This window comes from Streptococcus sp. 27098_8_74 (assembly GCF_041431705.1).
GTDB lineage: Bacteria > Bacillota > Bacilli > Lactobacillales > Streptococcaceae > Streptococcus > Streptococcus salivarius_E.
Genome location: NZ_JAPVYF010000009.1, coordinates 66,459 through 88,183, shown reverse-complemented (window position 1 = coordinate 88,183; position 21,725 = coordinate 66,459). Strand labels below are relative to the sequence as shown.

Annotated in this window: 19 protein-coding genes and 1 other RNA gene; 2 read left to right on the top strand and 18 right to left on the bottom strand. The window is 39.9% G+C overall.

The annotated features are described in order from the left end of the window. From O3670_RS05100 to O3670_RS05075, 6 genes are all read right to left on the bottom strand, one after another. Positions 1-2,382 (bottom strand): DEAD/DEAH box helicase (locus O3670_RS05100; protein ID WP_371595862.1); only part of this gene is annotated, 2,382 nt, incomplete at its 3' end. Between the two features lie 105 nt (positions 2,383-2,487). Next, positions 2,488-4,506: a cell division site-positioning protein MapZ family protein gene (locus tag O3670_RS05095; protein WP_371595861.1), complete on the bottom strand. Its 2,019-nt coding sequence runs from the start codon at positions 4,504-4,506 to the stop codon at positions 2,488-2,490. Between the two features lie 2 nt (positions 4,507-4,508). Next, positions 4,509-5,675, bottom strand: coding sequence for a THUMP domain-containing class I SAM-dependent RNA methyltransferase (locus tag O3670_RS05090; RefSeq protein WP_371595860.1), 1,167 nt, complete (start codon positions 5,673-5,675; stop codon positions 4,509-4,511). A 142-nt stretch (positions 5,676-5,817) separates the two neighbouring features. Beyond that, positions 5,818-6,185, bottom strand: an RNA gene (gene rnpB, locus O3670_RS05085) — RNase P RNA component class B. Between the two features lie 14 nt (positions 6,186-6,199). Continuing rightward, the gene (gene gpsB, locus O3670_RS05080) at positions 6,200-6,532 is read right to left on the bottom strand and encodes a cell division regulator GpsB (RefSeq protein WP_002889860.1); all 333 of its coding nucleotides are present in this window, start codon (positions 6,530-6,532) and stop codon (positions 6,200-6,202) included. Positions 6,533-6,640: 108 nt separating this feature from the next. Continuing rightward, positions 6,641-7,156, bottom strand: coding sequence for an SLOG family protein (locus O3670_RS05075; RefSeq protein WP_002889858.1), 516 nt, complete (start codon positions 7,154-7,156; stop codon positions 6,641-6,643). 76 nt (positions 7,157-7,232) lie between these two features. Between O3670_RS05075 and recU the strand changes: the two genes are divergently transcribed. Further along, positions 7,233-7,829 (top strand): Holliday junction resolvase RecU, encoded by a 597-nt coding sequence (gene recU / locus O3670_RS05070; RefSeq protein ID WP_002886506.1) that lies wholly within the window; start codon positions 7,233-7,235, stop codon positions 7,827-7,829. Next, a complete protein-coding gene (pbp1a, locus tag O3670_RS05065; protein WP_371482329.1) occupies positions 7,829-10,120 on the top strand; it encodes a penicillin-binding protein PBP1A in 2,292 nt (763 codons plus the stop codon). The genes recU and pbp1a overlap by 1 nt, the downstream gene beginning before the upstream one ends. Before the next feature lie 106 nt (positions 10,121-10,226). Here pbp1a and pepC read toward each other — a convergent pair whose 3' ends face one another. The 12 genes from pepC to O3670_RS05005 form a co-directional block, all read right to left on the bottom strand. Next, positions 10,227-11,564 carry an aminopeptidase C gene (gene pepC / locus O3670_RS05060; RefSeq protein ID WP_371482327.1) on the bottom strand — a complete coding sequence of 446 codons (1,338 nt, stop codon included), beginning with the start codon at positions 11,562-11,564 and terminating at the stop codon, positions 10,227-10,229. A gap of 101 nt (positions 11,565-11,665) precedes the next feature. Then, on the bottom strand, positions 11,666-12,109 hold the full coding sequence (locus O3670_RS05055) for a DUF805 domain-containing protein (RefSeq protein ID WP_070838898.1): 444 nt from the start codon (positions 12,107-12,109) through the stop codon (positions 11,666-11,668). Between the two features lie 15 nt (positions 12,110-12,124). Next, positions 12,125-12,946 carry an NAD(+) synthase gene (nadE, locus tag O3670_RS05050; RefSeq protein ID WP_323728033.1) on the bottom strand — a complete coding sequence of 274 codons (822 nt, stop codon included), beginning with the start codon at positions 12,944-12,946 and terminating at the stop codon, positions 12,125-12,127. 11 nt (positions 12,947-12,957) lie between these two features. After that, entirely contained in the window at positions 12,958-14,412 is a 1,455-nt protein-coding gene (locus O3670_RS05045) for a nicotinate phosphoribosyltransferase (RefSeq protein WP_316714602.1), read from the bottom strand. 183 nt (positions 14,413-14,595) lie between these two features. Beyond that, complete coding sequence (locus O3670_RS05040) at positions 14,596-15,897, bottom strand: ABC transporter permease (RefSeq protein ID WP_371595859.1); 1,302 nt, start codon at positions 15,895-15,897, stop codon at positions 14,596-14,598. Then, positions 15,866-16,549, bottom strand: coding sequence for an ABC transporter ATP-binding protein (locus O3670_RS05035; RefSeq protein WP_371595858.1), 684 nt, complete (start codon positions 16,547-16,549; stop codon positions 15,866-15,868). Before O3670_RS05035 ends, O3670_RS05040 begins: the two co-directional genes overlap by 32 nt. Positions 16,550-16,761: 212 nt before the next feature. Continuing rightward, on the bottom strand, positions 16,762-17,472 hold the full coding sequence (locus tag O3670_RS05030) for a MerR family transcriptional regulator (RefSeq protein ID WP_371595857.1): 711 nt from the start codon (positions 17,470-17,472) through the stop codon (positions 16,762-16,764). Positions 17,473-17,553: 81 nt separating this feature from the next. Beyond that, complete coding sequence (locus O3670_RS05025; RefSeq protein ID WP_037610676.1) at positions 17,554-17,985, bottom strand: DUF3021 family protein; 432 nt, start codon at positions 17,983-17,985, stop codon at positions 17,554-17,556. Between the two features lie 9 nt (positions 17,986-17,994). After that, positions 17,995-18,450, bottom strand: a complete 456-nt coding sequence (locus tag O3670_RS05020; RefSeq protein ID WP_037610678.1) for a LytTR family DNA-binding domain-containing protein — start codon at positions 18,448-18,450, stop codon at positions 17,995-17,997. A gap of 18 nt (positions 18,451-18,468) precedes the next feature. Further along, positions 18,469-19,311 (bottom strand): ABC transporter permease, encoded by an 843-nt coding sequence (locus O3670_RS05015; protein WP_048790393.1) that lies wholly within the window; start codon positions 19,309-19,311, stop codon positions 18,469-18,471. Continuing rightward, positions 19,311-20,177 (bottom strand): ABC transporter ATP-binding protein, encoded by an 867-nt coding sequence (locus O3670_RS05010; protein ID WP_048790392.1) that lies wholly within the window; start codon positions 20,175-20,177, stop codon positions 19,311-19,313. The genes O3670_RS05015 and O3670_RS05010 overlap by 1 nt, the downstream gene beginning before the upstream one ends. 168 nt (positions 20,178-20,345) lie before the next feature. Then, positions 20,346-21,674, bottom strand: coding sequence for an acyl-CoA thioesterase/BAAT N-terminal domain-containing protein (locus tag O3670_RS05005; protein ID WP_227039317.1), 1,329 nt, complete (start codon positions 21,672-21,674; stop codon positions 20,346-20,348). Positions 21,675-21,725: the final 51 nt, after the last annotated feature.

The following is a 21,725-nucleotide window of genomic DNA, read 5'->3' as shown; positions in this document are numbered from 1 at the left end:
AATCAAATCTGGTAAATCAGGAAGGACCTCTTCTTTCCTACGTCTTAGAATAAAGGGAGAAATATACCTAGCCACTTCCTTTGGTGTTAACTTAAGGAAAGTTTTCTTAGCCGGTAAAAGTCCTGGTAGAATAATTTGGAAAATAGACCAAATCTCCAACAAATGATTTTCAATAGGCGTTCCAGATAGTGCTAAGCAATGTGGAACAGAAAAATCACGTAGATATTGGGCAATCTTTGTCTGTGTATTCTTCATGACCTGAGCCTCATCAAGAATGAGATAGTCATATTTACCAGCCTTATAGGCATCAAAATCCTGACGGAAGGAAGCGTAGCTTGTAATAATAATCTGGTGGTCTTCAGCAATGATGTCATCACGTCTTGGCTTGAGTCCATAAGAAACCGCTACATCTAACTGAGGAGCGAACTTTTTAAACTCATCCTGCCAATTGTAAATCAGGCTTGATGGTGACAAAACCAAGACTCGCTGCTCTTCTTCTAAATGTGCAGAGAGATAGGCAATGGTCTGCAAGGTTTTCCCCAACCCCATATCATCGGCCAAGATACCGCCAAAACCATAGTGATGCAACATAGATAGCCACTGAACACCCTTTTCCTGGTAGGGACGAAGGTCAGCTTCTACCTTATAAATTGGCAAATCAAAGGTCTCTGGTTTACTCAAATGTTGCGTTAAGAGTTGGAAATCTTTTGAAAAACGAACAGAATCACTTTCTGAAAGAGCCTCCATTAATTGATAGGCAGTCAATTGATTTAGTTCTAGGTGACCTTGCCCTGAATATCGAGCTCTTAGAGTTTTGAGACTCTCACTAATACGATGCGTCGCTTCGTCAAAAACAATCAACTGACCACTACGATTGATAAAATAGGGCGAACTTTCCATCAAAGCTGCTAAAGCATGATCCACATCTTCATCGTCAAGACTTGAAAAATCAAAGGAAATATCTAATAAATTCCCCTGACGCTCTACCTGAACCTGTGGACTCTGTTCAACCCGTAAGTCACGCAACTCCTGCCCAATCAGAACCGTCCCTGTATTTTCAAATTCTGCTAGAGTATTCGTAAAGAAATCATAGAGCTCTTGATTGCTACTTAATCGTTTAGATGACTGAAAATCAGGGGTGAATTCATGCTTAGCCATCAAACGGAAAACAGCCTGCTCATGACGATAGTTACTCGTAAATCCTAAATGACTCAACTCTTGTCGATTATGGACTAGGAAACCATCAAAATCAAAGGCTAATGTAAGTATAACCTCACTGTCACCTTTCAGATCAAAGTGAAATCTCGGTGTGAAATCCTTGATATTAAATGCTTTAGGAGCTTTAACTGGTCCCATAGTCCTAAAATCAAAAAGACTAGCAGCCAAGATAGCTTGTTCATCAAGATTAAAGCTGACATGCTTATTCAAATCGCTTCCGATTGGAAGAGAGCGTAAACCAACCAAAAGTTTTTGTTGTTTTCGATTCAGGCGATAAAAAATACCTTGATAAAAGAGAATACGATTATTAAAAAAGGCCTGACTATTCTTCTCAGCAACAGTCAATTCAATCATCTTAGGCTCGACAGAAATATCAAACGAGAAGAGATGGGCATCAGCAGTCAAATCCTCAACCAAAAGTCGGTGATATTCGGTTCCTTCCCATTCAAACCTAAAGCCATCCAAATCTTGCATCCGTCTCAAACCTTCCTCAAAAAAACCGTAGGGGAGACAAAGATGACGTGCATTATTCGGTAAAATAAAGTCTAAATTAATCTTGGCTTCATCTGGAATCATCCGTCCTAAGAAGTCTAAAAACGCCTGTGAAGCCTGGTCAAATTGAATAAGTGATAGGGGTTCATAATAGTTCTTACCTATCTGATAATAACCCTCAGCCTCTACAAGTTTGAGAAAGGCAGGAATATCTCGAATAACATAAGAACGTTCATCTGGTAAGCGACGTAAACGTATACTCCACCAAATCTCTGAACCAAAGGTAGATTCCTCTCCCTCTACCATCAAGCTATATCTAACAGTATCATCCTCATTTAGGGAAAGGCCTTCTAAAAATAAACCACCAAAAGAGTGTCCTCGCTCTTGGCCCTGAGAGGACTCTTGTTCCTCTTCCAATTCTGCCAAGAGACGCTGGCCTTCTTTGTCGTTTTTTAGATAATACTCAATCGCTGCCAAATGGGGACAATAGCCTTTTTGAGCGAAATAATCACAGTCACACGTGATTTCAGAATCATTGAGTGCATAAATTAAATGATGTTGGTCAACTGTTGTATCCAACTGAGTTTCTGAGACCTGATGAATGGTAATGAGATCCTTTTCAAAAAGTTCAATACCCTCATTACGGACTCTACCCGGCATCAATTTTGCCATAGTATTCACCCCTATCTTATCCCTCTATTATAGCACAAAATCCTTATAAACTAGGCCTTCACCAAGATAAAACAAAAAACACTCCCGAAGGAGTGTCGCAGATTATTATTCGTAATCAAGTTTATCTGAGTGACCTGAACCATTACCAACATAGTAACCTGTCTTACAGTTAATACTGAAGAGGTAAGTTCCATCTGGAAGGTACAAGTTGTAGTAACCATTACCATTGATGATGTTGACTGGCTCAAGGATGAAGTTATCTCCTGAGAAGTAACCACGTGAGTGTGATGTTTCGATAATCTTTTCAAGAACACCATCAGCCCATGTCCAAGCTGGGTTACTTGTATCTGCTACTACGTTTGCATTATAAGGCACACGTGAGCGATCACGTTGAAGGATTGATGGGTTATAATTTGTGATTCCGCGTGTTACAACTGTTGAAGCTGCAGCTGAGCCACCAGTAGTTCCTCCAGTCGCACCAGTTGAACCTGCTGAGTTAGCTGCTCCATTTTGCGCTCCAGAAGTATTTGATGCGGCCGCACCATCACCATTAGAAGCTGCTCCAGATGCGTTATCACCTGAAGGTGCAGCAGGACTAGCAGTATTAACACTTTCAGAAGCTGTCGCTGCAGATGTTGCGCTCGCAGCCTTAGCTTTTTCTTCAAGCTGAGTCTTACCACCCTTAATAGCTTCTTGGACAGTGCTGTCGAGACTCGCATTTCCAGTTGTTGTTACACTTTCTGGAAGATTATTAAAGTTAGCATCTGATTTAACAGCAATAGAGGCATTATAGCTACCATCTACAAGAGCATCTGACTCAAACTGACTGTTAATCTTTTGTACAGCTTCAATTTGTTTCTTCAAGTTATCATATTTTTTCTTAGCTGCATCATAATACTTGGTTTTCTCCAATTTCTTGAGCAGCTTTTCCAAATCTGATAACTTACCAAATTGATCATTAGCGAGTTTTGTTTGCTCGTCATCTGTGAAGAAATTCTTATACATTTCTTCAAAGGCCTTATTATCAGCAGCTGACGTATCCTTGCTTGATGATGATGTCACTGCTGAAGAAGCTGTGCTTGTTGTTTTCGCCGATTGGCTATGTGTTCCTTTATAAAGAGCATAGCTACCACCGATAATAGCTAAAGCAAGAACTGCTAGAGCACCGATAACAACACCTTTACGACGGTAAACTGGAATGTCACCATCAAAGGCACTCTTATGCGATGGTGAAATAGACTCTGAAGAGATTCTGTCTTCTGCAGATGGGCGATTAACTGCCATAGACACTTTTGGTGTTGTCTTTTCTTCATCAGCTTTTGCTCCAGTTACCCCTGCCACTGTTGATGCAATAGCTGCCAAATCAATAGTGTCTGAAATAGCAGCATCATCCAACAAAGGTTTTGAAGCTTGTGGCTCAGTATCGTCAATATTGGCAACATTGGCAACATTGGCAACATTGGCAACAGCAGGATTTTGTGGTTCTGGATCATCAATGTTAGCAATCAAAGGATTGTTATCATCAATATTATCTACCAATGCATCGTTATAGGCTGGCTGATTAGTTGAAGTAGATGAATCAGCGAGTGCATCACCAAGGTCAAATTTTTCTGTTTCTGACGTGATGAAACGATCAGCATTTGTTGACGTAATGATAACTTCAGAACTTTGACTTTCTGGTTCTGCAATAACCTCAGGTTCAACAGGGGCATTTGGCAACTGCTTGTCAATATGAGATTGAGTTTCATCAGCCTTGTTATCTGTAGCACCAAAACCAAATGTGACCGGTGTTACTTCTTCAGTAGCTGTTGTAGAGTTGATTGACTCATTAGCCATTGATTGACCAATCAAACCTGAATCCGCAAACTCCTGACGTTGCTTTTGAATAAAAGCATCCAAAGGTGATGTGTCGCCGTCAGCTTCAATTTTCTTTGAAAATTTTTGTGAGGCAACTTCTTCACGGTGTTGCTTGATATACTTATCCAAAATGCTATCTGTTTCTGTTACACCAGCATTAATCTCGGCTTCTTTTCGGACAGCCTCACCGACCGTCATTTCCTTGGCATCTTGGAAATCTAGCTCTTGGCTACCTTCATAGCCATTTTGTGTTTTATCTTCTGACACGTTTAATTTACCTTTCTAGCCTCAGAACGGCGAACACGCTCTCCAAAATATTGATATAAATCAACACGGAGGGTTCCGTTATAAAGCTTACGTTTTTTATCGGCTTTCATACCGTATTTGCTTTCAAATTGTTCATCGCTGGTCAAGATAAACTTGCTCCAAGTTTTAAGTGGCGCAAAAGTTTGACCCATTTCATTATACAAGATATCCACAGCCTTGTCATCCAACAAACGCTCGCCATAAGGAGGGTTTGAAATAATGACACCATTGATTTTATCTGTTTTCAGGTCCTGTAAACGCATTTGTTTCAATTTAATAACATCTTCAAGACCTGCCTCACGAGCATTGGCTTTTGCAATTTCAACCATACGGCCATCAATATCACAACCCATAATATCTAATTCAATATCGTAGTTTGCCTTGCTATCTGCTTCATTACGTACCGACTGTACTAAATCCTTATCCACCCAATTCCATGCTTCAAAGGCAAAATCACGATTAAATCCTGGTGCAATGTTCATGCCAATCATTGCAGCCTCAATACAGAAGGTCCCTGAACCACAAGTCGGGTCAATCAATGGTTTATCCGGATACCAATTACTAAGTTCAAGGATAGCAGCCGCCATATTTTCCTTAATCGGTGCTCCACCTTTATCAGTACGGTAGCCACGCTTAAAGAGACTAGCACCTGTGGTATCAATCAAAACCGTAGCCTTATCCTTCAAAATAGAGACTTCAATCTTAAATTCCGCTCCTGTTTCTTGGAGAGGCACTCCTTCTGGACGGTGAAAATACTTCTGCAATTTCTTCACGACAGCTTTTTTTGAAATCGCCTGAACAGATGGCTCATTATGAAGCTTTGATTTAACACATTTAGCCTTAGAAATTGGGAACTTTGCACCTAGCGGAAGATAATTTTCCCAGTCTAAAGCAAAAACTCCCTGAAAGAGTTCCTCAAAGGTACGTGCTGGAAATTCACCCACTACAATCTTGATACGATCTGCTGCTCTCAACCAAAGGTTAGTTTCAGCAATTGCACGAACACCACCTTGGAAACGCACCTTACCATTTTCAACCTGCGTGTCATAATCTAACTCACGCAATTCACGTCCAACCACAGCCTCAAGACCTGCTGCTGCAGTTGCTACTAATGTAAATGTTTCTTTCATTGTCATCCTTTTATCTCATTGTTACGCGTACAAACTTTCTTAACCGATAGCTTATTACCCACTCTTTTCTTTAAATATAAAAGAGAGAATTCTTGCTAAAAGAAGGCTGAGACATGTGTCCCAGCCTCACCTATATGCAATTTTCTATAAGCCATGTTTTGTTCCAGAAGTGACTAGGTACCACTTCCTTCGATAATCATCTGTCTACTGCAAAGCAGTCAGGATGGTCCGTTCGTTTCCAGCCATCCCATGCCCCTACCAAAGTTTGGGTTGCTAGCTTGAGGGGTTTACCGCGTTCCACTTTTTAGGTTTCCCTAAAAACTCCGTCACTGTGGCACTTTCAGAGCTACTAAAACCTATCCGAAGACTTAGCCAGTTCACTCGCCGTAACTTGAAAATCAAGTCCCTAGGCTTATTAATTCACCTAGCACAAACACTACTGGCATCACAGCCAGTGCTAGCATGGACTTTCCTCATGGAAGACTAGCAACCATGCGATTATCCAAAAATTGCACAAACCAGTTTTATTCGACGATTTGTTTTCCAAAGACCTCTTTCTCCAAACGACTGACACGTTTTAAGATATCATAGTTTGAAGCCGAAGCAACATTAGCATTCGCACGTGATGGCTCACTTGTCGCACTTGCGTATGCTGGGCGACTAGCAGGAGCTGATGAAGTCTTAGCCTTCAGTTTTGCATTTTCTTCTTGCAATTCCTTAACTAGAGCAATATAGACACCGTAATCTTTGATTACATCGTCTAGAAACTCATCAACTTCTTTTTTATCGTATCCACGCATGCTTGTTTTAAATTCTTGTTCGTAGATTTTCTTGGGCGTTAAATTAATCTTAGCCATTTTTATTCTCCAATACTTGTCTTATCTAACTTACTAATACTTTACTGTCTAATGTTTTTATGATACAGAAAAAAAGATAAAAATGCAAGTTTAAAATTCAATTATATCCTATTCCGACATGACTTCATTGAGGTCATCAAAAGTCAGTCTAGATACGGGATAACCCCTTGCTTCTAACATCATACCGTAAAAATATTTCAGATTTGTTTCATTTTCAGGTTCATAAAATAAATAAGCCTGATCTGTATTGTCAATGAGAAACTGATTAAATTGTTTAAACTGTGCTGGAGATTGGTAAGCGGGGAAGCTGTACTTGACAAAATCAACCTGCTTAAAGGCTGCTAGTTTTGTTTGATTCGCTTCATTCCAATTCTGACCATGCGTTTCAAAAGGGAAGAGGGTCGCTAACTTCAAAGGATAGTCTTTTTGAAGTTCTTTGGCTACTTCTAGTGCCCAAAATTCAAAACCGAGGTTCCCAGTAAAAATCATCCAATCCACACCATCATCCAAGAAACGCTTCAAATCACGTTTTATTGCTTTCTTGATAATGGTTACTTTAGGGTCCTTGTCTTTAAAAATACCGAGTTCAAAGCTCTTATAGCCAGTTACCAGTAGTGATGTCATTTGTTGTTTTCCTCGTTCATTTTATGGTATAATGAAATAGTCTTTATGCATATCTTATAAAGAAGAAGGGAAAGAAATGGTAAACTATCCCCATCAGATATCTCGTAAGATAGCACAAGTACGTCCTAAAAAATCAAATAGAGTTGACTTTGCCAATCGGGGGATGAGCTTTGAATCTGCTATTAACGCGACTAATGATTACTATTTGTCGCGTGGTTTAGCCGTTATTCATAAAAAACCTACCCCTGTTCAAATTGTCAAAGTCGATTATCCCAAACGCTCACGGGCGAAGATTGTAGAAGCTTACTTTAGACAAGCTTCTACTACCGACTACTCCGGCGTTTACAAAGGATACTACATTGATTTTGAAGCCAAAGAGACACGACAAAAGACATCCATGCCTATGAAAAACTTTCATGCGCATCAAATTGAGCACATGTCTCAGGTCATCAGTCAAGATGGGATCTGCTTCGTGCTACTTCACTTCTCGACGCTTAAGGAAACCTACCTTCTGCCTGCTAAAGACTTAATCGCTTTTTATCAGATTGATAAAGGGACGAAATCAATGCCTCTTGATTATATCAAAAAAAGAGGCTATGCAATTGCAGAAGCAGCTTATCCTCAAGTTCCTTACTTAGAAATCATTGAAAAATTATTAGGTGGTAACACATAATGGCTAAATTTAATTTCAGCAACTTTAAAGAATCACTTAACGGTTTGACTAAACGTGCTAAAAACATCAAGGTCAAGCGCTCAGATTCTTCTCGCTATAGCAAAGGAAAACGCTCTGCCGCTTCAGACCAAAGTTTGGGCTGGCGTATTGCAAAATACGGATTTATTGGACTGCTCACTTTCTTTGTAGTCTGTGTCATCGCTGGTGGTAGCCTCTTTGCCTACTATGTTAGCAGTGTTCCTAAACTTACCGAGAACAAACTGCAATCAACAAACTCAAGTAAGATTTACGACGCTAATGGTAGTCTTATTGCCGACTTGGGAGCTGAGAAACGTGAGAGTGCATCAACAGATGAAATTCCAACAACTCTAGTTAATGCCATCACCTCTATCGAGGATAAACGTTTCTTCACTCACCGTGGGATTGACGTCTACCGTATCATGGGGGCAGCTGTTAACAACCTTCGTCGTAGCAGCACCCAAGGGGGGTCTACGCTCGACCAACAGTTGATTAAGTTGGCTTACTTCTCAACTAACACTTCTGACCAAACCCTTAAACGTAAGTCACAAGAAATCTGGTTGTCACTCCAAATGGAGCGTCAATTCACTAAACAAGAAATCTTGACCTTCTACATTAATAAGGTTTATATGGGTAATGGTTACTACGGTATGAAGACGGCAGCTAAATCTTACTTTGGTAAGGACTTGAGCGACCTCTCTGTTGCCCAAGCAGCTCTTCTTGCTGGTATTCCACAAGCACCAACACAATATGACCCTTATGCTAATCCAGATGCTGCCAAAGAGCGTCGTAACACTGTTCTTAGTGAAATGTATGAAGACAAAAACATTTCCAAAGAAGAGTACGAGCAAGCTAAAGCAACTGATGTATCAGATGGCCTTCTTCCACTTACGAAGAAAGCTAGCTATGAGCCATACTTAGATAACTACATCAAACAAGTTATTGAGCAGGTAGCTACTGATGCCAATGCTGATATCTACTCAGCAGGTCTCGACGTCTACACTAACCTTAATCCAGATATTCAAAAATATATCTGGAACGTCTATAATACTGATGACTATATCTACTATCCAAATGATAGTTTCCAAGTTGCTTCTACTATTATTGATGTTACTAACGGTCGTGTTGTTGCTCAATTGGGATCACGTCACCAAGACGAAAATATTGCCCTCGCTACTAACCAAGCTGTTCAAACAGACCGTGACTGGGGTTCTACAATGAAACCAATCACTGACTATGCTCCTGCTATTGAAAAAGGTGTTTATACAAACACTGGTACGACTGTTTACGATAATCCTTACAATTTCCCAGGTTCCTCAACGCCAGTTTACAACTGGGACCGTAAGTACTTTGGAAGTATCTCATTGACTTATGCGCTTCAACAATCACGTAACGTAACAGCCGTTAAAGCTCTTCAAGCTGTAGGGTTGGACTATGCCCAGTCCTTCTTGAAGGATTTAGGTATTGAGTATCCAGAAATGTTCTACTCCAATGCCATCTCATCTTCAACATCATCAGCAGATCCTAAGTATGGTGCGTCAAGTGAGAAAATGGCCGCAGCCTATGCAGCCTTTGCAAATGGTGGTACTTACTATAAACCTTCTTACATTAAATCAATCAAATTTGAAGACGGTTCAACAAAATCATTTGATTCTAAAGGTGTTGAAGCCATGTCACCACAAACAGCTTACATGATGTCAAGCATGTTGAAACAAGTAATGACAGGTGGTACAGCGACTGAAGCTTATGTCCCTGGTACGTTCAACGCTGCTAAGACCGGTACATCTAACTATGGTGACGATGAATACTACAAGGTACAAAAAGAAAGTGGCGTCTACGCTTACCTTATGGTTCCAGATGAAACTTTCGTTGGTTACAATACCAAGTATTCTATGGCGATTTGGACAGGTTATAAAAATCGTAAAACACCACTTCATGATTCAGACCTTGATATCGCTAAACAAATCTATGGTGTAACAAGTAGCTACCTTAACCAGATGTATGGTGCGGGTTCTGAAGATTTCGATATGCCTAGCGGTGTTTATAATAATGGTAGCTATGTCTTCCTTACTGGTTCTTCAACATCAAATGTTTACACAGGATCACTTGGAACATCTAGCTCATCATCAAGTTTAGACTCAAGCCAAAGCAGTGACTCATCAAGTTCACAAGATAGTCAACAGTACGGCCCTGATGCTTCAACAAATCCATCGACATCGGCCTCTAACGGCTCTGAACATTCAAATTCAAACACTGCTACAGCAGAGGAATAAGAAATAAAAAGGGTTATCCGATTGGATAACTCTTTTTTTACTGATAAATTTTAAATAAACTACGAAAAACCACTGGAATCATTTCCCAGTGGTTTCATTTATTGTCTTATTTTGAAGCAAGGGCTCCCATTGGGTCCCAAGGAGCAAGTACTTGTGGCTCTGCTTCATAGGCTGCCAATTCTTCAGCTGTAAGGAAGTCTTTGCGGACAACGATTTGATAAGTGTATTCATCCATCCAAGCATCAGAAGCGACAAAGTAACCTTTTTGACCGACCTTGTCTCCCCAAGAGTTTTCAACCTTCCATTTAACAGGTTTGCCATCGACATCCAAATCAACCCCAGTCAATACCATGGCATGAGTCATGAGAGATTCACTGTAGTCCAAACGTCCTGCCTTATCTTGAGTCAAGTTAATATCCATGCTAGCTGTAAAGTCATAAACATTAGTTGCAAGAATACCTTTTTGACGGTCTGAAACTTGACCAACATCTGAACCAAACCAAACAGTTTCTCCAGACTTCATCTGTGCAATAGCAAGCTCTTTGAAACGGTCCATTGTGAGGTTGATATAACGAACACTTGGTGCACCTACAACATTACCTAACATCTCAACAGTATAAGATTTTCCGTAAGGTTTATCAGTTGTTGGAGCGTTGATAACTGACACATAGTCGCTGAGTTTGAGACCCACATATTTTTCAAAGAATGCTTGTGGTGTGATATTTTTCTCAGATTGATAGTTGTCATCCTTATCTCGGTAGGCAAAATCAAACTGACGTGGTGGTAAACCAAGAGTCATGGCAAGATAATTGAAAATTTCTTGAAGAAGCTCTTCCTTCTTAGCTTGAACAGCAGCTTGATCAGCACCTCCAGCAATCAAATCACGCAAGATTTGAGCATCTTGACGAAGAAGCTTATTGAGGTATTGATTAAGCTCACGACTATTGCTTGAAGCTACAGATTCTGGATAAACTGATTTTGGTACAACACCATATTTTTCAAAAAGTGATACGACCATATCCCATTGTCCACCATCTTGTTGAGGGGTATCCAAAAGGAATTTAACCTTACGACTGCCAATCTCTTGATCTGCTGTAGCAATAATTTGTTCCAAGAACCAGTTTGATTTTTCATACTTGTCCCAGAAGAAGGTGTGGGCTTGAGAAAGCTCGAAACTTTCCAATTTGAAATCTGAAATCAATTTGTGACGGAAAGTATTTAGTGCCGCAAACATCCAGCAACGTCCTGAAGCTTTCTGGTTAGACACCTCATCTTTAGTCAAATCGATTGAGAAAACATGGTCGTTTTCAACTTCTGATTGACGTGTTTCGATGGATTTGAGCAAGCCATTATGAGTTACAGCATTCTCAATAGCACTGTACTTGGCATTGGCCTCATAGTCTGCAAATAGTTTATCTGTGAAATCTGTTGATAGTGAAGTCATAAGATTCCTCCTTTTAAGCCTTATTCCTCTCTATTTTATCACTAATTTCTGAAAATTCAATTTAAAAATAACCCTAGGTTTGACCTAGAGTTACGACAATCTTATTCCACTTTATCAAACTGCGTTTCAGGTGCTAGTTTCGTTGGTTGACAAGACATGATAAGGAGGACAATGCTTCCAATCAATGAAAAGATAACCAAGATTGGTACAAGCCCTATATAACTTAGAAGTACCCAAGCCGGATGAAAGCCTGCATCTCTTAAACGACGGATTTGTAGAGACAATTGAGGGATAAGTTCAATTAAGCTAAAAAGCATTAGTGGCCAAGCATAGGTAATAATTATTTTTTGCAGTTCAGTCTGATTATTCAACAGAGCTGGGTCACTAAGGTCAACATTACTGAAGAAAGGAATAAGAACACAAAAAACAGTAAGAATAGTAATAATAATGACATTAACCAAGTAAGCCCACCAGTAGTCTGGACGAGTCGAACGTCCGCTAAAATCAAAGGCACGTTTCCAAAAATCAATATAAGCTTTGATCATAATTCATTTCTCCTCTTATTTCCAAAACTCATCAAAAATAGTGATTGGCAAGTGACGTTTGTGTTGACCTTTACGCCACCAAGTCTCAATAGTATCCTGGGCTTTGGCTGATACTTCCTTGCCTTCAAGGTAATCATCAATTTCACGGTAGGTCACACCAAGTGCCACTTCATCAGCGATTCCTGGTTTATCCTCTTCCAAGTCCGCTGTTGGCACTTTTTCATAAAGGACCTTGTCCGCACCAAGTTCTGCAAGAAGGGCTGCACCTTGACGCTTGTTTAGACGAAAGAGCGGCAAAATATCCGCACCACCATCGCCAAATTTTGTGAAGAAGCCAGTAAGGTTTTCAGCGGCGTGGTCTGTCCCGATAACTGCCCCACTATTTTCTCCCGCAACCGCATATTGGGTAATCATACGTTGACGGGCCTTGATATTACCCTTGTTAAAGTCAGAAACGGTTACGCCTGCCTTGGCAAGTTCCGCAACCTGACCATCAACAGCTTCTTTGATGTTAACCACAAGACTCACATCTGGCTTGATAAAAGCAAGAGCACGTTGGGCATCATCTTCATCTGCTTGGACACCGTATGGTAAACGAATGGCGATAAACTGATAGTCTTTTCCTGTCTCTGCACGGAGCTCTTCAACCGCAAGTTGTGCTAGACGGCCAGCCAAGGTAGAATCCTGACCTCCTGAAATTCCCAAAACATAGGTTTTTAGGAAAGGATGCTTTAGCATGTAGGCCTTCAAAAAATCAACAGAATTTCGAATCTCTTCTTTTGGATCAATGCTAGGTTTAACGCCTAGTTGAGCAATAATAGTTTCTTGCAAAGTCATAATTTCTCCTTTTACTCTGACAAGTCATGGGCTTTCTTACGGACATTATCAATCAAGGTCATCTTGTTTTCCCAGACATCTTTAGCCAAGTCAACTGGATAATCTTGAGGGTTAAGCACGCGCTTGTACTCATTCCAAAGCTCATCCAATTCCTTAGTCGCATAAGCCTTGATTTCATTAAGACTAGGCAAGTCATAGATGAGTTGCCCCTTGTCGTAGATTGGGACCAAGAGTGGCACTGCATCAAAATCACGAACAGTCTTATTAATGTAGGTGTATGTTGGGTGGAACATATTAATTTCTTCTAGAGCGTTAACATCCGTGTCTGCGAAAGTGATATAGTCACCTTCTGATTTGCCCTTAGCACGACTCGTAATACGCCAGACTTGCTTCTTACCTGGTGTCGAAACCTTCTCAGCATTGTTGGACAATTTGATAGTATCATGCATGACTCCTTGATCATCTTCCATTGAGACAATCTTGTAGACAGCACCCAAGGCTGGTTGATCATAGGCAGTGATAAGCTTAGTACCCACTCCCCAGACATCAATTTTGGCCTTTTGCATCTTCAAGTTGAGTATGGTATTTTCATCAAGGTCATTTGAAGCATAAATTTTGGCATCAGGGAAACCGGCAGCATCCAACTGCTTACGGACCTGCTTCGATAGATAAGCCAAGTCACCTGAATCAAGACGAACACCCAAGAAATTGATTTTATCACCTAGCTCTTTAGCTACACGAATAGCATTCGGAACACCAATTTTGAGAGTGTCATAGGTATCTACAAGGAATACACAGTCCTTATGAGTTGATGCATAGGCTTTGAAGGCATCGTAATCATTGCCATATGCCTGAACAAGAGCATGAGCGTGAGTACCAGAAACTGGAATGCCGAAAATCTTACCGGCACGAACATTTGATGTCGCATCCGCACCACCAATCACAGCTGCACGGGTACCCCAGATTGCTGCATCCATCTCTTGTGCACGACGTGTCCCAAACTCCAATAAAGGAGCATCTTCAATGACAGAGCGAATGCGAGCTGCCTTGGTAGCAATAAGAATCTGGTAATTGAGGATATTTAGTAAGGCAGTCTCTACTAACTGACACTGGGCCAAGGGACCTTCCACTTGGAAAATCGGTTCATTAGCAAATACCAAATCACCCTCAAGGGCCGAATTGATAGTCAACTCGAGTTTTAGGTTGGCTAGATAGTCTAGAAAATCCTCAGGATAGCCTAACTCTTTTAGATAAGCAATATCAGTTTCTGAGAAAGTCAGATTTTCAAGATAGTTGACAATACGTTCTAGACCTGCGAATACAGCAAAGCCATTTTTAAACGGAAGTTGACGGAAATAAACTTCGAAAACGGCCTTTTTATTGTGAATACCTTGGTTGAAGTAGACTTGCATCATATTGATTTGATACAAGTCAGTGTGCAAGGTTAAACTGTCATCTTTATACATGGAATTCCTCCAATCGAATAGGTACTTATTTTTTGTTACTAATAGCTTGTATATGTTGACTATTATAGCATTTTTGGGCAATTGTCTCCACTTTTCAGAAAGTTAATTATTGTTTGGATTTTCCGATTATTCTAATGGTTGTTTTGACAAAAAAGAGTAGCCTGGTGAGACTACTCTTCATTTCTATTCATATCTTAGGGACTCGACAGGGTCCATTTTACTTATTTTACGGGCTGGAAGGTAGGCTGATACATAGCCCATCAAGAGCGAGAAGCCAAACATGATGAAAATTGATGTCAGATTTAGATCAAATACCTTGCTGACACTTGGGTAGAGATGTGAAACAATCATGTTGGCCAAGCTTCCAATCCCCTGTGATACAAGGAGGGCAAGAGCCAGTGAGATACCCGTAATCCAGAGCGCCTCATAAACAAAGATAGCTTTCACGTCACGATTAAGGTAACCGACAGCCTTCATGACACCAATCTCTTTTGAGCGTTGCATGATATTAATATAGATGATAATTCCAATCATGACAGCTGAAACTAGGATAGCTTGTGACGAAAGGATAATCAAGAGTGCTTGGATAACACGGATGAATTTAATAATGACATCGAGGATGGCCTGCTGTGAAAGAACCAGGTACTTCTTGTTTTTCTGTAACTTTTTAGTGACTTCCTTAGTCTTGGCTGGATTCTTAAGCTCCAAAAGCATGTAAGAGACTGTTTTAGTGAAGCCATTTTCTTTGAGCAACTCTTCCAATTGTTTGGCTGGCATATAGCTATTGCTCTCTTCAGCATCCTCGCTGTCATCAACAATACGGACAATCTTAGTCTTGATATCCGCTACTTTAGTTCCCTCAGCAGTATTTTCAACAATCTGAGCTGAGATTTCTTTGCCGATAAAGTCTTTAGCCTTGAGCTTCTTCCCTGTTTCTTCATTATAATGTTTGACAAAACTCATCGGAAGGGTTAAACCCTTTTCATCTACGGATTTAAAAGGCTTCCCGGCTGAAATCTTATCCTTACCATTGCGAGATGTAGATATTTTTGTGTTCTTGTAGAGACTGATAACCTGAGAATAGTTAGGAAGGTCCTTGCTGAAATCCATGGTCTTACCATCAAGGGTAAGACTTGCCATGTTCATTCCAAAGGGGCTCTCCAAATATTTAATGTCATCACTCTTAATCTGACTACGAATAAACTTCTCATCCTCCGCATTTAGAACCCCTCTGGCTGCTGATTTAGCACTAAGACTAATCTGAATTTGGGATGGAATGTTGCCACCATCGGTACTGTCATTAATCATACCAACAATAGCATTCCCCAAACCAAAGGAAATTAAAACACCGATAAAACCAATGGAAGTTGCCGTCGCAATCAAAAGATTACGCCACTTACGTTCCATAAAGTTGCTCAATGACAATTTAAGTTTATTCTTGAGGGTCAATCCCTTATTTTTCGATTGTTTCAACGACTTCACCATCCTTCATTTTAATGACAACATCCGCATAATCCGCCACCTCAGGGTTATGGGTTACGATAATCACAGTTTTACCTGCCTCGGCTAGCTCTTTAAAAATTTCGAGAACATTTTCCTGAGACTGAGAATCAAGAGAACCAGTCGGTTCATCAGCCACAATCATTTCTGGATTATTAACTAGGGCACGGGCAATGGCCACACGTTGTTTTTGCCCACCAGAAAGCTGCTTAACATTTTTCTTGATAAATTCTCCGATTCCAAGACGGCTGAGCTCCTTTTCTGCAATCTCGATCATCTCTTTATCAGTCATATTTTTAACGTAAAGAGGCATCTTGACATTTTCAAGGACTGATTGATGAGGGATAAGATTGAAATTTTGAAAGACAAAGCCAATATGGGCCTTTCTAAAATAGGTCAGGTCACGCTCTGAAAAATCGCGCATGTTCTGATCTTTGAAATAAAGATTTCCCTGATACTGACTATCCAAGCCGCTAATAATACTGAGCAGACTGGTCTTACCACAGCCAGATGGACCGTAGATAGCAGTGATCTTTCCTGGTGCAATCTCAAGTGTAACATCGTTCAAAGCGCGCTCTTGGTTCGTACCGTCGAGATTATAGTACTTTGAGATGTGGTCAATGGTTAAAATGGACATGGTTTCCTCCATAAAATTGATTAAGATTAGAATTCGATTAACTTTTAGCCAATTATCTGCTTAACTATTTCAAGCAAAATAGCAGAAATACTTAACTAATAGCCTTCTAAAACGATACATTAATTATAAACATTAAATGATTATAAAAATAGTGACATAAATGTCACTATGGCATGAGAAAAAGCCAAAGTCCCTAAGACTTTGGCTTTAGTTTATTGACAATAAATACGAATAGCTTCTGCGAGAAAAACTGCAGTCCCTGATCCCCCGACTTTATCGATAAAACTAGAAAAGCGATTATCTGTTTGGTACATCTGACCTAAACCAGCTAATACCGTTTGGTCACATGGATAAAAATGCTGACTAATATAGTCTTGTAACACCTTTACTTGCTCCTGAACACTATTGTCATCAGGATTAGACTCTTTGAGCTGGCCGAAAGTAGACATGATTGCGGCCAGCTCTTTGGTAACTTCAGGGAAGGACTCCTCCCCCTTAGCCGCAAAAGCTTGATAAGCTTCTGTCTGACCCCATCTAGCCTGAGCTTCTTCCTGAAATGCTTCCACAGCTTTTTGATCAAATGCTTCAAATGACATTTCTTCTTCCTCCACTTGTAAGGCCTTGGCATGGGCTATGACAGCTTCTAAACGGGACTTTTTCAGCTCTAAAAGCTTGATTTGATCCTTAAGCGCTTGGACTTTATCATAGCCTGCTTGACCTACGATTTCATTAATTTTTTTGAGAGGAAAGTCTAACTCACGGTAAAGCAATATTTCCTGCAAACGGACAACCGCATCGCGATTATAGTAACGGTAGCCATTCTCAGCCACAACTGACGGTTTCAGCAAATCAATTTCGTCATAATAATGAAGGGTGCGTACACTGACACCTGATAGTTGGCTCACTTCTTTTACAGATTTCATTAGAACTCCTCTCTGATTAAGAGTATAGGCTATGACGTGGCGTGAGGGTCAAGAGGAAAAAGAGTATTTTTTTGAAGTTTACTATAATTTATTACTTTTCTTTTTCTGGCTTCGACGATGCAGTAAAGCTTGATTAATACGCTGTGTTCTCATATGCATTTGCCAAATGAGATAAAGCCAGATAATAATATAAACAAAAATGAAAACAATCCAGATAGCAGGGTTCGTTAAAGCCTCATACCAGCCTGATATCAGACAAGTCACTGTAAGTACAATCGCCGTCAACAAGAAATGCAAGACTACTCTTAATCTGTACGACATGCGGTCAAGCTCTTCCAAAATCCACGAGAGCATTCCCATTAAACCACTCATCATAAAGAGGGCTAAAATATTTCCTACACTAACTTTGGGATAGATAATCTGGGGAAATAATTGACCAAGTAAAAGGAGTGCAAGGTAAAAGAACGATCCCGTTCTCACGCCGGATACAAAATAAGCAATTAAACGTTTCATTGGTTCCTCCTACACCCCTAAATAATCCATCAAAGATTTGACATATTTTCGGCTGACACTAGACTTAACTCCACCTGTCATTTTAGCCATCATATTGCCAGAAAAACTATCCGATAGTGATTCCAAATGATCTATATTCATAACAGCATGACGTGATATCTGTAAAAAACTTCGACGATTGATGCGATGCTGAAAGTTTGTCAGTGTCTCTCTCATCGTATAGGTATTGTTTACGGTATAAATCGTTAACACATTCTTCTCAATCTCAGCTAGAATAATGTCATCAATTTTTACCATAACCAAATGATCATCCGTTTTAATAGGAATCACCACTTGATTTACAACTGAAAATTGTTCGAGATAATCCATTACCTCTCGTGCTTGATCAGACAATCGCTCTGCTTGGATGACCACACAGGGATCCTTTACCGAAATATCTGATTTTTCTTCAAAACGAAGTTTCATTCCTATTCCAACTCTCACTTATTTTTTCTGGCTAGTTCTTTTCACTAAAACAATCCAAAGAATACTTGCTAGAAGAATACCTCCTAACACTATAAGGTAAGTATTTTCCTTTGTCAACAAACCTTGCCACTTGAGCTGAACGCCCATTTTTTCTTGGAACTCTCGAAGAAGGTTATCTTGACCTTTAAAGGTCTCACTTAATGTTTCTTTCATGAGTACTTGCCGATAAAGTGCAGCAATATAAGTTGCTGGAGTACATTTCATTAGTAGTTGTGCAAAATCAGGTAAAACGCCCAAAGGTACATAAGTTCCTACCAAAAAACCAGAAGCTGTCCCCACTATGGTCGCAAACTTCCCCAAACTGTCTACAGATTGGAAAAAATAAACAAAAATGGCATTCACTAAACTAGAAAGCAGGCTACTAAGCAGCATGATGAGGAGCACCTCAGGTAATAGAGAAAGGGTTGGAACTTCTCTAAAATAGCCACACATCAGTACATACATTAGGACTTGCATGGCAAAAGAAATGATGATTGCACTCGCTAGATACGAAAATGGTAACCGCCATTTCCCATGATTCGATAAATAAAGATCCTGATCTACTTGATGTTCACGGTCCTTTACCAACTGAGTCAGGGCAGCCAGACTCGTCGTTGTCCCTGTCACAGCCAGCGCCCCACTCATTAACCAATTATTTAACAAAGGACCACTATTGGGTAGCTGATTCCAAGCATCTGTTAGATTTTTTTGAAGAAAAATAATATAGAGAATAAAGGAAATCAAGGCTCCCAACAAGGAGAAGAAAACTCCTGAACGATTCCTGAAGTACAATAAAAAATTTCGCTTTAGTAAAGCTAGCATTAGCGAACCTCCCTTCCTGTAAGTGCAATAAAGGCGTCATCCATGGTCCCTGGACGAAACTCAAAATGGGCTATTCTATCTCTAACTTGTGCCAGGTAATCAATAGCTTCCCTTTCACTCTCGGGTTGAAAAACATACTCCATTTGACTTTGTTGCTCTACTGACATTCCCGAAGTTTTAAGACTTTCTATCTGCTCTATCTCCTTGAAACGAATCTTCAAGATGTTTTTTGCATACTGGCTCTTAATATCTAATGCCGATCCCTGAGCAATCACTTTCCCATGGTCCACAATATAAATCTGATCAGCTTCATCTGCTTCGTCAAGATAATGCGTGGTCAGTACAACGGTCATTCCCTCTTCTCTCTGCAATTGATAGAGCAAATCCCAAATAGACTTTCGAGTTTGGATATCTAAACCTGTCGTTGGCTCATCTAAGAACAGAATATCTGGTTGTGAGAGTAGAGCACGCGCAATGTCAACCCGACGCTTTTGGCCACCTGAAAGCGTCCCGTATCTCTGCTTTTGGAAAGCTGATAGACCTAGCCGACCAATGAGATCAGACACACGATTGGGTTTCAGTTCTTTATACTGTCTGGCACGAATGGCCAGATTTTCCCTAACAGTCAGCATCTCATCCAAAACACTAGTCTGGAAGACCACACCAATTTTAGTACCGGGTTCATAGATGATTTCACCTTGCGTTGGTTGTTTCAAACCAATCACCATGGAAATTGTCGTTGATTTCCCCGCCCCATTTGGTCCTAGAATCGCATTAAACGTTCCCTTTTCAAACTGTAAGTGAATATTGTTTACGGCTAAATGATTTCCATACCGTTTACTTATGTTTTTAGCTTGTAATATCATGTTCTCTCTCCTTTTGATAGAACCAGTCTAGCAAAAAAGCCGTTTAAAAAACGGCTTTTGGGGATAAGTGGTCAAAATGAGAGTCCAAGTGGAGGGATGGAAGAGATTAACAGTGTTTTTCATAAAAATCAATTTCCCCAATAAAAAAGAAAAAACTGACTTTCAACTTTAATTGCTAGTAAGACAGTAACACAATCTCTCACTATGAGAACCCATCAAAAGGGGGAATGAATTACTTTTTATATCATTTCCATAGGATTTGTAGTATTGCTTCTTCAAATGCCTATCAAAAAAATGAATCGTAGCCAACCAAGAATCCTTACTCTCTTTCATCAGTAAACGCCAATCTTTTCGATAGCGATGATTGGGTTGATAAGCTACTGTCAACATGTGACCTGTTTCATGGTATTTTTTAAATGTAATGTGGTGGCCTTTATAATGTGAGACAATTTTGTCTATTGCTGACGAGGCATCCCATATTTCATCAACAGTACTTCCGAGTAATAAGATTGGTGAGTGCATTTGACCAATATCTATCCTAGCAGAGCAATCTTTAGGGAAGGATTTTTTTAAAAGTTTGCTGAACAGATAATCTCTAAGTCGAAACTTTTGATAAGGAAGTTCTTTTTGCAAATACGTCCAAGAAGAAGTATGGGAGTTCCATTTTCCTTTTATCCCCTCATACACCACATCAGAGGGTGAATTTAGTACCAAACATTGAACGTCATTAAAAATGCTCTCCTCAGCTAAAACTAACTCTGCTCCCTTAGACCGTCCATAGATTCCAATTCTTTCACTATCTACTTGAGGATGCTGACGTAGATAATCCTTTGCTTCCACAAGGCACTCTAAAGGAATACGTTCCAAATGTTTTGGCAACCCCTCTAAACCAAAGTAGGCAACTGCTAGGCAAATATAACCTCTAGAAGATAGAAGCTGAGCTATATTCTGTGCCTTTTCAATCCTTCCTTCACTACCGCTCACAATAATCAATGCTGGTGCTTTTATTGCCTTTTTATCATAAAAGAGTCTCCCTTGAAAATGTTTCCCGTAAATATCTTGATGACTAATTTGCGAACTCATGTAATGTCTTGTGAAAGTTCTCTCTGCGACGACAGTATTACCTTGTATAATTTTGATTTCCACAAAAAAGTGATCTAATAAGGGAATTTTAGAAAGAGAGTTTGGAAGTTTCTTTTTCCTATTGGTCAAAGGTTTGGCATTAAAGAATAACCCCATTGTTGCAATGTCTTCATAAGAGCCAGAACAAGATGGAGTTTGTGAAATATCAATAATACCATTCTTATCTGATACAAAAGTCGCTGCTGATTTCCATAAAACATCATGAGCTAAAAGCATGGGAGCATTGATACAATAATAATCGGATAAATACATTTCGACTCGATATATTTCTCTTGGTTTTAAGCCATCGATGACAATATTAAAAGATTCGTCTGCTAAATCAGACTCTGAGATCAGTTCAATTTTTATATTCATATCTTCCTCTTTTTGTTAATGTGATTAACAATATAGTTTTTAAATTACCGT